The sequence below is a fragment of the Fictibacillus sp. EA-CB0309 genome (assembly GCF_055814265.1).
In genome coordinates this window covers 1660386-1675426 of sequence record NZ_CP169271.1, presented here as the reverse complement: position 1 = coordinate 1675426, position 15041 = coordinate 1660386, and the positions used below count along the sequence as shown (strand labels likewise).

At 37.7% G+C, this 15041-nt stretch carries 15 protein-coding genes and 3 pseudogenes; 5 read left to right on the top strand and 13 right to left on the bottom strand.

Going from position 1 to position 15041, the window contains the following annotated elements:
• Nucleotides 1-21: 21 nt before the first annotated feature.
• Both ACEWFH_RS09225 and ACEWFH_RS09220 read right to left on the bottom strand, forming a co-directional pair.
• The gene (locus tag ACEWFH_RS09225) at nucleotides 22-504 is read right to left on the bottom strand and encodes a DUF456 domain-containing protein (protein WP_473726941.1); all 483 of its coding nucleotides are present in this window, start codon (nucleotides 502-504) and stop codon (nucleotides 22-24) included.
• Between the two features lie 60 nt (nucleotides 505-564).
• Nucleotides 565-2169 carry a Na/Pi cotransporter family protein gene (locus ACEWFH_RS09220; RefSeq protein ID WP_473727259.1) on the bottom strand — a complete coding sequence of 535 codons (1605 nt, stop codon included), beginning with the start codon at nucleotides 2167-2169 and terminating at the stop codon, nucleotides 565-567.
• Nucleotides 2170-2360: 191 nt separating this feature from the next.
• On the opposite strand from ACEWFH_RS09220, the gene ACEWFH_RS09215 reads away from it, so the two are divergent.
• Nucleotides 2361-2900, top strand: a complete 540-nt coding sequence (locus tag ACEWFH_RS09215; RefSeq protein WP_473726940.1) for a DUF1189 family protein — start codon at nucleotides 2361-2363, stop codon at nucleotides 2898-2900.
• Nucleotides 2901-2931: 31 nt separating this feature from the next.
• Here the strand turns inward: ACEWFH_RS09215 and ACEWFH_RS09210 are convergent, their stop codons facing one another.
• Nucleotides 2932-3771 carry a DUF1002 domain-containing protein gene (locus tag ACEWFH_RS09210; protein ID WP_473727258.1) on the bottom strand — a complete coding sequence of 280 codons (840 nt, stop codon included), beginning with the start codon at nucleotides 3769-3771 and terminating at the stop codon, nucleotides 2932-2934.
• Nucleotides 3772-3986: 215 nt separating this feature from the next.
• Here ACEWFH_RS09210 and ACEWFH_RS09205 point away from each other — a divergent pair, with 215 nt between their 5' ends.
• Both ACEWFH_RS09205 and ispG read left to right on the top strand, forming a co-directional pair.
• Entirely contained in the window at nucleotides 3987-4316 is a 330-nt protein-coding gene (locus ACEWFH_RS09205) for a LysM peptidoglycan-binding domain-containing protein (protein WP_473726939.1), read from the top strand.
• 92 nt (nucleotides 4317-4408) lie between these two features.
• Nucleotides 4409-5521, top strand: coding sequence for a flavodoxin-dependent (E)-4-hydroxy-3-methylbut-2-enyl-diphosphate synthase (gene ispG, locus ACEWFH_RS09200; protein ID WP_473726938.1), 1113 nt, complete (start codon nucleotides 4409-4411; stop codon nucleotides 5519-5521).
• Between the two features lie 366 nt (nucleotides 5522-5887).
• Here ispG and ACEWFH_RS09195 read toward each other — a convergent pair whose 3' ends face one another.
• The 9 genes and pseudogenes from ACEWFH_RS09195 to ACEWFH_RS09155 all read right to left on the bottom strand — a co-directional run bounded on the left by ACEWFH_RS09195 (nucleotide 5888) and on the right by ACEWFH_RS09155 (nucleotide 12170).
• Nucleotides 5888-6271, bottom strand: coding sequence for a hypothetical protein (locus ACEWFH_RS09195; RefSeq protein WP_473726937.1), 384 nt, complete (start codon nucleotides 6269-6271; stop codon nucleotides 5888-5890).
• A gap of 115 nt (nucleotides 6272-6386) precedes the next feature.
• Nucleotides 6387-6560, bottom strand: coding sequence for a DUF1540 domain-containing protein (locus tag ACEWFH_RS09190; RefSeq protein WP_473726936.1), 174 nt, complete (start codon nucleotides 6558-6560; stop codon nucleotides 6387-6389).
• A gap of 107 nt (nucleotides 6561-6667) precedes the next feature.
• Nucleotides 6668-7080: pseudogene (locus ACEWFH_RS09185) on the bottom strand (Fur family transcriptional regulator).
• Between the two features lie 8 nt (nucleotides 7081-7088).
• Nucleotides 7089-7937, bottom strand: a complete 849-nt coding sequence (locus tag ACEWFH_RS09180) for a metal ABC transporter permease (RefSeq protein WP_473726935.1) — start codon at nucleotides 7935-7937, stop codon at nucleotides 7089-7091.
• Between the two features lie 11 nt (nucleotides 7938-7948).
• Nucleotides 7949-8724: pseudogene (locus tag ACEWFH_RS09175) on the bottom strand (metal ABC transporter ATP-binding protein).
• Between the two features lie 133 nt (nucleotides 8725-8857).
• Nucleotides 8858-9511 carry an HAD family hydrolase gene (locus ACEWFH_RS09170; RefSeq protein WP_473726934.1) on the bottom strand — a complete coding sequence of 218 codons (654 nt, stop codon included), beginning with the start codon at nucleotides 9509-9511 and terminating at the stop codon, nucleotides 8858-8860.
• A gap of 107 nt (nucleotides 9512-9618) precedes the next feature.
• Nucleotides 9619-10539: a metal ABC transporter solute-binding protein, Zn/Mn family gene (locus ACEWFH_RS09165; protein ID WP_473726933.1), complete on the bottom strand. Its 921-nt coding sequence runs from the start codon at nucleotides 10537-10539 to the stop codon at nucleotides 9619-9621.
• Between the two features lie 13 nt (nucleotides 10540-10552).
• Complete coding sequence (locus ACEWFH_RS09160; protein ID WP_473726932.1) at nucleotides 10553-11425, bottom strand: metal ABC transporter permease; 873 nt, start codon at nucleotides 11423-11425, stop codon at nucleotides 10553-10555.
• Nucleotides 11422-12170, bottom strand: a pseudogene (locus ACEWFH_RS09155) (metal ABC transporter ATP-binding protein). Before ACEWFH_RS09155 ends, ACEWFH_RS09160 begins: the two are co-directional and overlap by 4 nt.
• Before the next feature lie 289 nt (nucleotides 12171-12459).
• Here ACEWFH_RS09155 and ACEWFH_RS09150 point away from each other — a divergent pair.
• Together ACEWFH_RS09150 and ACEWFH_RS09145 are read left to right on the top strand one after the other, a co-directional pair.
• The gene (locus ACEWFH_RS09150) at nucleotides 12460-13719 is read left to right on the top strand and encodes an NCS2 family permease (protein ID WP_473726931.1); all 1260 of its coding nucleotides are present in this window, start codon (nucleotides 12460-12462) and stop codon (nucleotides 13717-13719) included.
• A gap of 97 nt (nucleotides 13720-13816) precedes the next feature.
• Nucleotides 13817-14077, top strand: coding sequence for a DUF2624 family protein (locus ACEWFH_RS09145; protein WP_473726930.1), 261 nt, complete (start codon nucleotides 13817-13819; stop codon nucleotides 14075-14077).
• 70 nt (nucleotides 14078-14147) lie between these two features.
• Here the strand turns inward: ACEWFH_RS09145 and ACEWFH_RS09140 are convergent, their stop codons facing one another.
• A complete protein-coding gene (locus ACEWFH_RS09140) occupies nucleotides 14148-15041 on the bottom strand; it encodes a deoxyribonuclease IV (RefSeq protein WP_473726929.1) in 894 nt (297 codons plus the stop codon).

Sequence of the window (15041 nt, the reverse complement as noted above, 5' to 3'; positions counted from 1 at the left end):
ACAGCAATAAGCAATGAAGATTTATAATACTTGATAATAAAAATAACCGATCATTAAAGCTTGTGTAAAGACTTTAATCAGTGTTGTTCCTACGAAAGCTAGCACCGTACCAATACCTACAGAAACGGCTGATTTCAATCCTTTTCTTTGGAATAGAAGTTCTGCAATTACAGCACCTAGAAACGGCCCAATCAGTATCCCAGCAACAGGTATTACAAATGGTCCAGCTATCAACCCGATCGTACTTCCCCATAAAGCCGCTTTAGATCCTCCTTTTTTCTTAACCGCATAAGCATTCCCTATGTAGTCAACAACAAACAAACTAATAAACAATAGCATTTGCACGATAAGAAATAATGGAGTGAACGGCTCAAATGAAAAAGCAAATCCATAGATTAAAAAACCGGCAGCTAAAAATAATACTCCAGGTAAGATCGGATAGATTAACGCAATAAAACTGATTACGAACGCTAAACCAATCAAAAACCAATATAAATAGTCCACTTCTTTCTCCTTTCTCGTAAAAGACCAAATAAATAACCAGGGAATTTCCCTGGCTTCATTTTACTTCTCTAATACAGCTTCTGCAATATTAACAGCGTGGTCCCCTATTCTTTCTAGGTTACTGATAATATCAACAAAAACAATACCTGCATTTCCGTCGCATAGTCCTTCGTTCATACGCATAATGTGCTGTTTACGAAGTGTACGCTCCATTTTATCGATTTTATCTTCTAATCCGAGTACTTCTTTAGCCAGTTCAATGTTTCCTTCTTCCAATGCTTTAACGGCCTTATCGACTGTTGAAACCGTTAAGGTGAACATTTCATCTAAGTCTTGCTTAGCCGTGTCTGTCAAACGAACATTATTACGCAGTTGATAATCAACAAGTTCAATAATATTCTCCATATGATCCCCAATACGTTCAATGTCACGAGATGTGTCTAAAAGCATTGAGTGTTCATTGGATTCTTGAGGTGTTAACGGATGTGCAGACAGTTTAACAAGATAAGATGTTATCTGACGATCTAAGTTATTGATTGCTTCTTCATATTGAAGAGCAAGATCAGAATTCTTTTTATCTTTTTCATTTAAATAGGTGATGGCTTCTTTTAATCCCGCTTGAGAATAATTGGCCATACGAATAATTTCTTGCTTAGCTTGTCTGATTGCTAGTGAAGGTGATGTCTCTAATACGATTTCGTCAAGATGTTTCGCCTTGTACTCAATCAATACATCTTCACCTTTAATTAGCTTGGTAACAATAAAGGCTAATAACCCAATGAACCAGAATTGTATCAGAACGTTCGTCACATTAAACGTACCATGAGCAAACGCAATTTGCATAGCTGGTTCTAAGTCAAGCTTTTGAGTTAAGAATTCAATATAATGTCTGAAAGGAACAAGAATGATCAAGAAGATGACTGTTCCAATCAAGTTAAAGATTACATGTGTAAGTGCAGCACGTCTTGCTGCAACTGTTGTACCGATTGCTGCTAGAATAGCGGTAATTGTAGTACCAATATTATCCCCGAACAATACAGGCAGTGCCGCTTTAAGATCAATCATATTCTGAGAATAAAGTTCTTGCAAAATACCAATCGTTGCACTTGAAGACTGAACGATTACAGTAAATAATGTTCCAATCACAACTCCAAGTATTGGGTTGTCACTCATAGAAACCGTCAGCTCTTGAAATGCTTCAAGGCTGCGTAATGGTTTCATACCATCACCCATAAGTTCAAGACCTAAGAATAATGCACCAAAACCAAACGTAATCTGTCCAAAATAGTTATACTTCGGATTTTTAAAGAAAAAGATTAAGATGGATCCAACTGCTATAATAGGCAAAGCATATTCACCAACATCAATACCTATGATGAATGACGTAATCGTTGTTCCAATGTTTGCTCCCATGATAACTCCGATTGCTTGCCTTAGAGTTAAGAATCCCGCGTTAACAAGTCCTACCGTTAGAACGGTCGTGCCTGAACTACTTTGAATCAATACTGTTACAAATATCCCAGCTAAAACTCCCATAAAAGGATTTGTCGTTAATTTATCAAGTATTTCTCGTAATCGGTCTCCTGCAGAATTTTGAAGGCCATCTCCCATGTACTTAATACCGAATAAGAAGATCCCCAGTCCCCCGATAAATTGAAATAACATTTCTTGATAATTCAATGTTTACAGCTCCTTATTAACTATCATTTATCAACCTTTGCCATTATCTCTATTTGTATAGTTTGTGTAAATAAAAAATCGGAATTTGTAACATTTCCTTTACAAATGAATCTTATTGTCGAAAGTTCTAGGTTCATGTAAACTATTTATGGTCAGTAAACGAAGGAGATTCTTTAATGAAATTACATATCCGTTTTGTTAAAAGTTTATATTCTATAAAGTCGATTGCTCAATTTAGATTATTAGGTGTAGGAAGTACGATTCTTTATGTTTTATCCCTGACCTTATTATGTATCTTCCCTGTTTTAATCATTTTCTTATTAAGCCTTCTATCAGGTAATCAATCCTTGTCCAATTTTGAAAGCTTTGGTTTAAATCCAGCTCAAATGCAAAATTTCGCTTCTTCATTAGATGGAATATTCCCTATAATAGTAGCCGTTATTTATGCTGTTATGTTTGTCCTGCTCTCAGGCGTATTATTTTCAGGGGCCTCCATATTAGCTGGTGTTGCGATTCTTGCAACAAAAATATTTGGCAGAAGACTTACGTATAGACATCTATGGGTTATGTCCTGTTATTCCATTACCCTGCCTTCTTTTTTATTCACTATTCTTTTTACATTAAATGTACAAATTTCTTACTCTTTTATCTGGTTTTGGCTATTATCGTTTATTATTTGCACCCTGGCTATTACTAAGATTCCTGTAAAAAAATAAAAAAGCGGCTGATGTGCCGCTTTTTTACTGCCTATTTAAAGAGTGATTTAATCGCTTCGATCAGTGCGATAAGAAAATCGATTATTTTTTGGATGAATGATTGTGTCTCTTCCTTGTTTAAGAAGTCTCCAAGATTTTCACTGATGTTCTTAAGATCACTTTGAACCTGATCCCAATCGATATTAAGGTCTTTCATCTTGTTAAACAAGGCGATAAGCCCATTCAGTTCTTCCTGCGTTAATTCAATGCCCATATCCTTTGCAACTTTTTCGATTAATGCCCGCAAATCTTCTTCTGACTTTACCGGATTCTTTGCTATTTCCTCTTTAACACGAGTCATTAACTCTGTTGCTTCTTTTGTACCGATTCTTTCTCCTAGTTCAGCTGTTTTCACCATTTCTTCATTAGCTACTTGTTTTTGTGCTTCTGGAATCTCGATCTGAGCTGTTGTTTCATATGCTTTAAGAATTCCCGTTAATGCAGCTGTACCAGACACTTCAAAAGGTGCTGTAACATAGATCTCTGCATCGGTAACACCAGCAGTCGTTAAAGCATTCATATACATTTCTTCTGTTACCCAGTTAATATTGTTTGCTTCAACAGATAACCCTTGATCTTTTTCGCCAATTGTAATCTTTGATGACGAGATCGCTTTTGATCCAATTTGGGCTTTCGATATATACTCACCTAGATATTGATGTTCTTCTTCATTTGTTACTTCCACAGTCTCTACATCAGCAGATACATCCATTTCTTTTAATAAACTATTCTTTTGTTCTTCCGTTAAGTTCTGTCCAAGTGTAACGATGACATCCCCGGGTGCTGCGTCTGCAAACATTTTTAAAGGGGCAATAAATAATGCTGCAGCCATTATGGATAGCAGGGCGAGCACTTTTGCTTTTTCATAACTTTCACCTCTCCAATCGGTACATCTACAAAGATACGCAGAAAAATATTTTTTTCTGTCCTTCCTGCCTTACCATTTTACACCAACGTCAATTAAGAAGTCACTTTAAACTTGTCATAATAAAGATGGACAAGCATATAGTCTTATATGTGAATTTATGCTAAAAGGAGAGGGAATTCATGAAACGTTTCTTGAGAGTCTGTGCAATTATGCTTATTTTATATGTAGTAGCTTATGATTTAAAAATTGGTACACTCCCTCAATCTACACCTGCAAATGCAAATACGGAGATCCAAACAGAAAAAAAGCAAAATAAAACGTATGAAACATATGAGGTTAAACCTGGAGAAACATTAATCTCAGTTGTTGAAGGGCTTAATTCGAATGGGAATTACTCAATTGTTACCATGATAAAAGATTTCAAATCCCTAAATCCTGGAGTGAACCCAGAAAATATTCAATTAGGAAAATCATATAAATTTCCACTTTACAATAAGGTGGATAGATAACATTACTTGTCAAAACAAAATAATCCCTGCTAAAATGAACTGATGATAGGACAGACTAATACTGTCAATTTGAAAAAGGAGCGATTCACCAAATGAGTGAAATCACCCACCGTTCTAAAACAAGACCTGTAAAAGTAGGACCTTTAACAATTGGTGGTACAAATCAGGTTATTGTTCAGAGTATGACAACAACGAAGACACATGATGTAGAAGCCACAGTAGCTGAAATAAAGCGTCTAGAAGAAGCTGGCTGTCAGGTCGTACGTGTAGCATGTCCAGACATGCGCGCTGCTGAAGCGATAGCAGATATAAAGAAAAGAATTAATATTCCGCTTGTAGTGGACATTCATTTTGATTATAAACTTGCTCTTAAGGCTATCGAAGGCGGAGCTGACAAAATCAGAATTAATCCTGGAAACATCGGGCGCCGCGAAAAGGTAGAAGCTGTTGTAAAAGCAGCTAAAGCTAAAGGGATTCCAATTCGAATCGGTGTAAACGCAGGTTCTCTTGAAAAGAAATATCTTGAAAAATACGGATATCCTACTGCAGATGGTATGGTGGAAAGCGCACTGCACCATATTCAAATTCTAGAGGAACTTGATTTTCATGATATTATCGTTTCCATGAAAGCATCCGATGTCAACCTAGCGATTGAAGCATATGAAAAAGCTTCAAAAGCATTTGACTATCCGCTTCACCTTGGTATTACAGAATCAGGTACACTTTTTGCTGGTACTGTTAAGAGTGCGGCTGGACTTGGTGCCATTCTTCACAAAGGTATCGGTAATACTGTACGTATTTCGTTAAGTGCCGATCCAGTTGAAGAAGTTAAAGTGGCTCGTGAGCTGTTGAAATCATTCGGACTTCTCTCTGATGCTGCTACTTTGATCTCATGTCCAACTTGCGGCCGAATTGAAATCGACTTAATTTCAATCGCTAATGAAGTAGAAGAGTATATCTCTAATGTACGCGCTCCTATAAAAGTAGCGGTTCTAGGCTGCGCTGTAAACGGACCTGGTGAAGCTCGTGAAGCTGATATCGGTATAGCTGGGGCTCGCGGAGAAGGACTATTATTCCGACATGGAGAAATCGTACGAAAAATTCCTGAAGATCAGCTTTTAGATGAACTTAAAAAAGAAGTAGATATTTTGGCAAAAGCTCATGAAGAAAAATTAAAAGCTGAAGCAGCTGCACAGCAGACATAAGATTTAAGAAAGCTCCCGTTTATTGGGAGCTTTTTCATTTGTTTGGATGGATTACAATTTTCCCGGTCTTATTCCAGTTATTTTTATGAGGAATAGTGTCCGTTCGCGATGGGAGATATCGTTTTTCATCATTTTTGAAGGCTCCAGTAAGATATTTTACTACCACCGAACATCTGATAAGGACAAAACATTTATTTGTGCTTACCCAACATACAAACCTATTCATGGATATTTAATTTCACATTATTTCAATTAATTTCACGTTAATTGAAATATATTTAATTTTCGGCACAATCTGACAACAAAACGACTTTCTCACCGCAAAAAAAGAAGAAGCCTCAGCTTCTTCCTTTGCTCCTTCTTCCTTTAAAAGAATGGTGCGAAAAATAACGAAATGATAATCGATACGACACCTATTCCGATCGCCCAATTTCCGAGCGAATGTGCACCTTGTCTTCTGGCAATAAAACCAACGATAATACCTGCTGCTCCAAATAACACGGGAAGTATGAACAGTGATAAGACAGAAAGAATAATCGCAATGACTCCAGCGGCTTTTCCACCTGCTCTTTCACGGTTTACATCGTGTTCATGTTCATGTTGGTGATCTCTTTCTCTATCTGCATAACGAGGTCGCTCGTTTTCAGGTAGTGTCATCTCACTTCTAACAGGAACGGGTACAGCTTCAGCCGCCATTTCTTCGCGAAAGCCAGCTTCGTTTATATTACGTTCATCTCTTTCGTATGCCATGATGATTCCCCCTCTTTTAGTCTTAAGGAGCGTTCTTATTATGGCTTTAAAAGTGGTAATTCATAGATGTTAAGTTATGGGCATAAGAAAAGAGGCCAAATTACGGCCTCCTCGTTTAGTGCTTCGGTCTAAACGTGTGACAACAAGTTTCAGCTGGATCATAGGCAGCATCCTTATGAGCGGCATCTCCATGGAGGTTACCATCAGCGCTCATATCAACAGACATATTCGCATGCTTGTCAATTTCAACAAGAATGGCATCTGCTGCACAGTTATTGCCTTCCCCCAATAGGTACAATTGGATACGTTACATTTTACTTCAGGCATAAAAAAACCTCCTTTGTCTTTAGCTTGGCTAAATAAAAGGAGGAACATACTTGATTACACACAAAAAAATTAATCTTTGCATTCCGTACAATAACCGTAGATCTCAAACTTATGACCCGTTACGTCAAACCCGTTTAATTCACTGTTCAAAACTTCCATCGGGCATGTGTGGATCGATTTCGTGCTCCCACATGTAAGACAGATCAAATGGTGATGGTGTTCATTATGTGAACAGGTGAATCGAAACTTTTTTCACCTTCCCATTCGGTTTCTTCAAGCAGTCCTAAATCAACGAAAGTCGTTAAATTTCGATAGATCGTATCAAAACTAAGACCAGGGTATTTTTCCTTGAGTGCTTCTTGGACATCTTTTGCAGAAAGATATCTTTTTTCCACTGAAAATAAAGAAAGAAGATCTTTTCTTTTTTCTGTATACTTATATCCGCTTTCTTTAAGAATCTCCATTGCTTTATCTATCGTCATGGCAAATTTCACAAGTGACCCACCTTTCTGGAACCTGTAAATTTTTTATAAAGAATACTTAAGCATAAAATAACAACAAGGCATAAAACAATGGTTCCTCCTGAAGCTAGATCTAGATAATAAGAAAGAAACATGCCTGAAATGACGGCAACCTCCCCAAAAAGAACGGAAAGCAAGATTGCCTGTTTAAAACCTTTTGCGATTCGGATACTTGCCGCAACCGGCAGCGTCATAAGTGCAGAAACCAAAAGAATACCGACTATTTTCATTGATGCGGCAATTACTAAGGCCGTAATCGCCATAAATGCAACTAAGATCCAATTGCTTCTTATTCCAGAGAGTTTTCCCTGCTCTTCGTCAAAGGATAGAACAAACAATTCTTTATACATGAAGAAAACAAATAACAGGACAACAATAAGAATAGCAAAAACGGTCCAAACATCCGACTTCTTGACCGCAATAATACTTCCAAATAGGTAATTGAACAAATCAGTGTTGAATCCATCTGCCATTGAAATAAAGATAACACTTAAACCGATCCCTGCTGACATGATAATCGGTATAGCAAGTTCTTCATAATGTTTATATACTTTTCTAAGCTGTTCAATAAAAATAGCTCCACCCACCGAAAAAGCCATCCCAAGGTATATGGGATTAGCTGCAGCAAAGAATGGTGACCACTTTCCTAACAACAAGTTAGCAGCGATTCCCGCTAATGTAATGTGGGAAAGTGCATCAGCAATTAAAGCTTGCCTCCTGACAACAATAAAGACCCCTAAAACAGGAGCAAGAAGTCCCACCATAATTCCTGTTAAAAAGGCGTTTTGTAAAAATTCATATTTTAAAAACGGTAACATTCATCCATCCCTTACTCGTGTTCATGATCATGGTGGAGTACATGAACATGATGCCCATAAAAAGCAGACATGTTTTCAGAAGAACTTTCCTCAAATTCTTTTGTATTACCATGAAAGTGAACCTGCTTATTCAAGCATGCTACATCAGTTACATAATTGGTCATAACCCCTACATCATGTGTAACCAAAACAAGTGTCATTTTGTTATCGCGATGAAGCTCTTTTAACATCTTATAAAAAGATTCCGATGACTCTGTATCAACGCCAACAGTCGGTTCATCGAGAATTAAAAGCTCAGGGTCGCTTACTAACGCCCGCGCGATGAAGATTCGCTGCTGCTGACCACCAGAGAGTTCACCAATATTCTGATGCGCAAATTTATCCATGTTTACAGATTTTAAAGCGTCCCATACTTTCTTTTTATCCGCAGCCTTTAAGAAACGAAACAAACCAACCTTGCCGAAAAGCCCCATAGACACAACTTCAAACGCTGTTGCTGGAAATGCTGTGTTAAAACTGTTTGCTTTTTGGGAAACATAGCCGATCTTATCCCAATCATTAAATTTATTTACTTTTTCTCCAAAAAGATAAACTTGCCCTTGCTGAGGCTTTTGGAGACCTAAAATACATTTGATTAGTGTAGATTTTCCTGAACCATTCGGACCTACAAGCCCTAAAAAGATCCTTTTTTGATTTCCATCGTTACATGTTGAAGTACATTTTTATCACCATAATGGAACGATAAATCATCTACACGAATGGCTATTGAATTTGCATTATTCTCCATGACTAACCTCCGTGAAAATGAAAAATAAGTAGTAATGAGTACGATTTAGACTGTCTCATAGTATACACGAAATCTGAACAAAGTAAAACAACATGCCTAAGCGACATGCTGTGAAATGGGTAAAACTAACTTCTTACTCAACGCCTTTTAATAGCCTTTCAACCGTTCGTTGTAATTCTTTGGGTTTTACAATTTGATCGGCTTCTTTTAAATACTTCTGATCAAGCGTTGTTTCTACGGCTAAACAAAAAGCTCCTGCACTCTTTGCAGATTGAATACCAAGTGGTGCGTTCTCAATCACCAGCCACTCGGATGGATCGTAAGGATGCTGATCCATGGCTAATAAATAGGGTTCAGGTGCGGGCTTTCCTTCTTTCACATCATCACCGGTAATGATTGTATGAAATGTGATTGGAAGTTTCTCGAGCACTTCGGTAACGAATTCTTTTCTGCTTCCGGTTACTAAAGCAATCGGTATATGATGATTTTGAAGGCTTTTTAGTGTCGAAACTGTTTCTTCTATAAACTCATATTGAGCATTGTTCTTAAAGTAATTTCGCTTTTGTACATATATATCTTCAATGATCTCTTCCGTAGCATCTACATTAGAAACTTTAAATACATCTTTAATGGTCTTCTTGCCTGGCATTCCTTCTCTTAAGTAAAACACCTGCTCATCATGATCATAGCCTTTTTTATTAAATGCATAACGCCAAGCTTTAACATGGTGGCGCATCGTATCTACAACTACACCATCCATATCAAAACAAACTGCTTTAATCTTCATACATTAACCACCTTAATTTCAAACATGCATCTAATTATTATAAAACAAATACAGTAAAAACAAAAAAATAGAAGCTGAAGGTGTTTCCTCAGCTTCCTCTTCATCTCTTATTTTAAGCCTTCAATAACGGTTTTGGTGTTCCATTCCATCATTTTTTTGTACGTGTCCCCATCTTTACCAGGTTTCCCTAATGAGTCAGTAAACACTTTTCCTTTGATAGGAATACCTGTTTCTTTTGATACAGTTTCCATACTTCTCGCGTCTACGCTTGTTTCAACGAATAACGCAGGAACGTTTCTTTCTTTAAGTAAATCAACCAAATCTTTAATCTGTTGTGGAGATCCTTGATTCTCAGAGTTGATCTCCCAAACGTAAGCTGTTTCTATGTTGTACGCTTCTCCGAAATATTTGAATGCCCCTTCACTCGTTACAAGGACACGTTTTTCTTTGGGGATCATATTTAGCTCTGAAATGGTCTTATCATGAAGAGCTTTTAATTCACTAATGTATTTTTCAGCATTGCTTTTATAGTACTCTTTGTTTTCTGGATCTTCTTTTATAAGCGCATCTCGAATATTTTCAACATAGATGATGCCGTTCTCAATATTTAACCACGCATGTGGATCATATTGTTTTTCAAGTCCTTTAGATTCCAAGTGAATGGCTTTAACACCTTCACTTACTCGGTAAACAGGCGCATCTTTACCCTCTTTATTGGATGTTTTCAACAACTTATTAAACCATGAATTTCCTTCCTCAAGGTTCAATCCATTAAAGAAAACAACATCTGCATCAGTTGTTTTTAAAACATCTTCAGGAAGAGGATCATATTCATGCGGATTCGAACCGATCGGCGCCAAGCTATGAACGTCCACTTTGTCCCCACCAACATTTTTGACTAAGTCATAAATGATAGAGTAAGTAGCAACGACTTCTACCTTTTCTGAATCATCCTTGCCAACGCTGCAACCTGCTGCAGCCGTTAATAATGAACCAGCTAAAATGAGACTTCCTATTCTCTTAAACATACAATCATCCTCCCTATTTCCCCATCAACTCTAGTCTGTTTTTTCTTGATTTGTGCGCCTTCCATACTAAACCTTGAGATGGTGAGAAGAAAAACGCAAGTGCAAAAAGAAGGGCTGATACCAAAACGATAGTCGCACCTGACGCCAGGTTGTAAGTAAAGCTGAAATATAAACCGAATACTGACGAAATAACTCCAATCAATGCAGATAAATAGATCATCACCGACAATCGGTTTGTTAAAAGATAAGCCGTTGCTGCAGGAGTGATCAACATGGCAACGACAAGAACGATTCCAACGGTCTGCAGAGAAGCAACCGTAACCATTGTTAGTACAGCCATTAGTGCATAGTGTATCCATTTATTCGGTAGTCCGTAGCTTTGAGCCATTGTTGGATCGAAGGTTGAAACGAGCAGTTCTTTATAGAACAGAACGACTAGCCCAATTACTAATACGCCGATTCCAAGTGTGATCCACATGTCACTCATCCTTACAGCAAGAACATTACCAAAGAGTATATGATATAAATCTGCAGAGCTTTTCATCATCGTTATGATTACAATTCCTACTGCAAACATGCTTGTGAACATGATGCCAATCGCCATATCATGTTTAATCCTGCTGTTTTGGCTTACATAGCCGATTCCGATAGCTGTTAGCACACCCGTAATAACTGCTCCAAAGAAAAAGTTAATGCCCAGCATATAGCTGATTGCAACTCCTGGTAATACTGCGTGAGAAATCGCATCTCCCATTAGGGCCATGCCTCTCAAGATGATGAAGCATCCTACGATTCCGCAAATTACCCCAACTACTACGGAAGTAAAGAGTGCTTTCTGTAAAAACTCATATTGTAGCAGCGCTTGAAAAAATTCAAAAATACTCATGTTGTCACATTCACCCCTTTAGGCTGAAGAAATGAAAACTGATTGGCGTAAGCTTTTGTGATCACCTCTGGCTGAAGAACTTCTTCAGAAGCACCGTAATGAATCATGTTTTTGTTCAGTAGAAGCAAGTGATCAAAGTAAGACTCCGCTTTGCTCAAATCATGATGCACGACTAGAATCGTTTTTCCTTCTTTCTTCAGATCCCTCAATATATGAATGATTGTTTCTTCACTTGCGACGTCAATACCAACAAACGGTTCATCAAGAAAAAACAACTCTGCCCTTTGAGCAAGTGCTCGGGCAAGGAAAACTCTTTGCTGCTGTCCTCCTGAAAGCTCTCCGATCTGTCGGTTGCTGAATTCATCCATTCCAACAGTTTTTAAACATTCAAAAGCCCATTCTCGGTCACTTTTTGAAGGCCTTTTAAATAAACCTAGTTTTGGATACGTTCCTAAAAGTACTACATCAAATACCGTTATAGGAAAATCCCAATCGATATCTGAACGTTGAGGAACATAAGCGATTCTTTTCTTCCACTTTTTAAGCGGTTCTCCAAAAACCTCAATTTCGCCTTTATCTTTAGCGATTAAGTTTAATGCGGCTTTCATCATACTGGATTTACCTGCTCCGTTCGGTCCTATAATGCCGACTAAACTTCCTTTTTCCACTGAAAAAGATATATCTTTAACAACTTGATTCCTAGGTAGGAAACATATAATTGTTCAATCTTTAATGCACGTGCCATGGAAAAAAGACCTCCTTTTTCACTCGGTAACTTTTTTGCCTAAGAGCAACTTTTAGTTAAAAAAATAGTTCCTTCACAATGTATGAAACAAAAAGAAGGATAGTGATTATTTTCGCTTAAGAAAATGTTTCCTCTGGGCAACTTTTTTACTTAAGTCAAATTATATAGGGTGGACACAAGATTGTAAATGATTTTTTCTAGCCATATTTCTACATTTGCTATATAATCAACTCTGGCAGGAAACTGCTGGGTGGGAGAGGGATGTTTTTAAGATTTAAGGAAGGAAGAAATGGAACAAAATCAAGTTTCACTAAAGAAAGAAGTACTTGCAGGAATTACCTCATTTTTCACCATCGCTTATATTATTGTCGTTAACCCGCTAATATTAGCAGATGCTGGAATGCCATATGAGGGCGTAGTTCTCGCTACGATCCTTACTTCTGTAGTTGGATGTCTGATCATGGGGTTATACGCAAAAGCTCCGATCGTATTAACGCCTGGCATGGGGGTAAACGCGTTCTTCACGTATACCATCGTCCAAGGTATGAATTTAAGCTGGCAAGAAGCTCTTGCTGCTGTCGTGATGTCTGGGATATTTTTCTTAATCGCAGCTTCGACACCTTTAAAGGATATACTTTCAAAAAGTATACCTCAATCATTGAAACATAGCATAACAGTGGGAATCGGGTTGTTCTTAACATTTATAGGATTACAAAAAGGCGGAATCATCGAAGCGAGCTCCGCGACTTTTGTTAAGTTAGGACATTTAGATCGTCCTGACGCTATCCTGACTGTAATAGGTCTCTCGGTTACACTAGCACTGTTTCTAAAAAACGTTAAAGGAAGTTTTTTGATTGGGATTGCTTTGACCACTCTTATTGGATTCTTTATGGGTCATACACAAGAAGTCAAAGGCATGGCTGATGGATTTTCTTTTAAGCCGTTTGGAGAATTATTATTCGCTTTCGATTTTTCAGGAATTACTGAGCTTTCCTTTTGGATTGCAACATTCTCATTAACCATGATCATCACATTCGAGAACATGGGACTGTTATATGGACTGTTGCCAGATCAAGAAAAATTCCCAAAAGCTTTTCAAGCGAATGCAGCTTCTTCTATCGTTTCTGGTTTATTTGGAACAAGTCCAACAATTTCAACGGTAGAGAGCGCATCTGGTATTCAAGAAGGCGGACGAACAGGGATCACAAGTATTACAGTTGCTGTGTTGTTTGTTTTATCGATGTTTGCAGCACCTTTCATTGCTTATATTCCTGATGGGGCAATAGCTCCTATTTTGATTATCATTGGCGGTTTGATGGTACAGCAGATTCAGCATATTCCTTTTGCTGATTTTACAGAGATGTTTCCATCTTTTCTAATCATTGCGCTGATCCCATTAACGTATAGCATCGTGGATGGTCTTGCATTTGGATTTATCGCATATCCACTTGTTAAATGGATGTCTGGGCAGAAGAAACAAGTTACAGCGCCAATGTATGTTATCGCCTTTTTATTCTTTATGAATTTTATCCTTCATACAATCGTATAAAATATATACAAAAAGACTTTGGACAATTTCCAAAGTCTTTTTTAGCACTTTCTCCGCATCTGCCTCATACAATGAGAAAGTCGGGAGGGGTTTCTAAATGAATCCAATCATTGTTCATTTTGTAAATCAGAAACTTAATTCGATCAGTCCGAACGAGCTGATCACACTAGCCGCGCAATATCAGCTTCCCATATCACAAAAAGAAGCCGTACAGATCGTAAACATATTGCGAAGGCAGACGATTGATATCAAAAATCTATCACAGCGCAAGATGATTATTGCTACCATCGCAAAAGAAGTTAGCCCTGAAAAAGCGAACTATATCCAATACTTAATTCAGACTTATATTGATAGGTAATACAAAAAGCCGCTTTAACTATGCGGCTTTTTGTTATTAATTGATTCATTTCTTTCGAGTGTCACATAACCTATGCGTTCAACAGTTTGTTCTGAAGCTCTGGGTCGAACGTTTTTGCTTTAATCATCTCGATCTCTAATTTATACGGAGGCTTTTTATTGTTTTTATCTGTGCCTACATAAGGTGTTTCAAGAATTTTAGGAATATCCTTGAATTGATCATGATGCACGATATAGCTTAATGCATCAAATCCGATATGTCCGAACCCGATGTTTTCGTGTCTGTCTTTTGCAGCTCCGCTAACATTTTTGCTGTCGTTTATGTGGAATACCTTTATACGATCCATGCCGACTACTTTATCAAATTGATTCATAACACCATCAAAGTCGTTTACGATGTCATATCCTGCATCATGAGTATGGCACGTATCAAAACAAACAGAAAGTTTTTCGTTCAATGTAACACCATCAATAATCTGTGCAAGCTCTTCAAACGTTTTACCGCATTCAGATCCTTTTCCTGCCATTGTTTCTAATGCAATTTGAACGTTTTGCTCTTTTGTTAACACTTCATTAAGACCTTCAATGATCTTTTTGATACCAATCTCAGAACCTTCCCCAACGTGTGCACCAGGATGCAGCACGATTTGTTTTGCTCCAAGTGCATCGGTTCGTTCGATCTCTCTTCTTAAGAAATCAACACCAAGCTCAAATGTTTCAGGTTTAACCGCATTCCCGATATTGATGATATAAGGTGCATGAACAACGATATCTACGATGCCGTTTTCAATCATATGTTTTGTTCCCGCTTCAATATTGAGGTCTTCGATTTTTTTGCGTCTTGTGTTTTGAGGTGCGCCTGTATAGATCATAAATGTGTTGGCACCATATGAAACGGCTTCTTCACTTGCAGCTAGAAGCATTTTCTTACCGCTCATTGAAACGTGAGATCCTAATTTAATCAT

What these genes read in the sequence shown, in the direction of transcription:
- ACEWFH_RS09220 (WP_473727259.1), bottom strand. Translation starts at nt 2,169, where the DNA reads ATGTTATTTCAATTTATCGGGGGACTGGGGATCTTCTTATTCGGTATT.
- ACEWFH_RS09215 (WP_473726940.1), top strand. Translation starts at nt 2,361, where the DNA reads ATGAAATTACATATCCGTTTTGTTAAAAGTTTATATTCTATAAAGTCG.
- ACEWFH_RS09210 (WP_473727258.1), bottom strand. Translation starts at nt 3,771, where the DNA reads ATGGCTGCAGCATTATTTATTGCCCCTTTAAAAATGTTTGCAGACGCA.
- ACEWFH_RS09205 (WP_473726939.1), top strand. Translation starts at nt 3,987, where the DNA reads ATGAAACGTTTCTTGAGAGTCTGTGCAATTATGCTTATTTTATATGTA.
- ispG (WP_473726938.1), top strand. Translation starts at nt 4,409, where the DNA reads ATGAGTGAAATCACCCACCGTTCTAAAACAAGACCTGTAAAAGTAGGA.
- ACEWFH_RS09195 (WP_473726937.1), bottom strand. Translation starts at nt 6,271, where the DNA reads ATGGCATACGAAAGAGATGAACGTAATATAAACGAAGCTGGCTTTCGC.
- ACEWFH_RS09180 (WP_473726935.1), bottom strand. Translation starts at nt 7,937, where the DNA reads ATGTTACCGTTTTTAAAATATGAATTTTTACAAAACGCCTTTTTAACA.
- ACEWFH_RS09170 (WP_473726934.1), bottom strand. Translation starts at nt 9,511, where the DNA reads ATGAAGATTAAAGCAGTTTGTTTTGATATGGATGGTGTAGTTGTAGAT.
- ACEWFH_RS09165 (WP_473726933.1), bottom strand. Translation starts at nt 10,539, where the DNA reads ATGTTTAAGAGAATAGGAAGTCTCATTTTAGCTGGTTCATTATTAACG.
- ACEWFH_RS09160 (WP_473726932.1), bottom strand. Translation starts at nt 11,425, where the DNA reads ATGAGTATTTTTGAATTTTTTCAAGCGCTGCTACAATATGAGTTTTTA.
- ACEWFH_RS09150 (WP_473726931.1), top strand. Translation starts at nt 12,460, where the DNA reads ATGGAACAAAATCAAGTTTCACTAAAGAAAGAAGTACTTGCAGGAATT.
- ACEWFH_RS09145 (WP_473726930.1), top strand. Translation starts at nt 13,817, where the DNA reads ATGAATCCAATCATTGTTCATTTTGTAAATCAGAAACTTAATTCGATC.
- ACEWFH_RS09140 (WP_473726929.1), bottom strand. Translation starts at nt 15,041, where the DNA reads ATGATTAAATTAGGATCTCACGTTTCAATGAGCGGTAAGAAAATGCTT.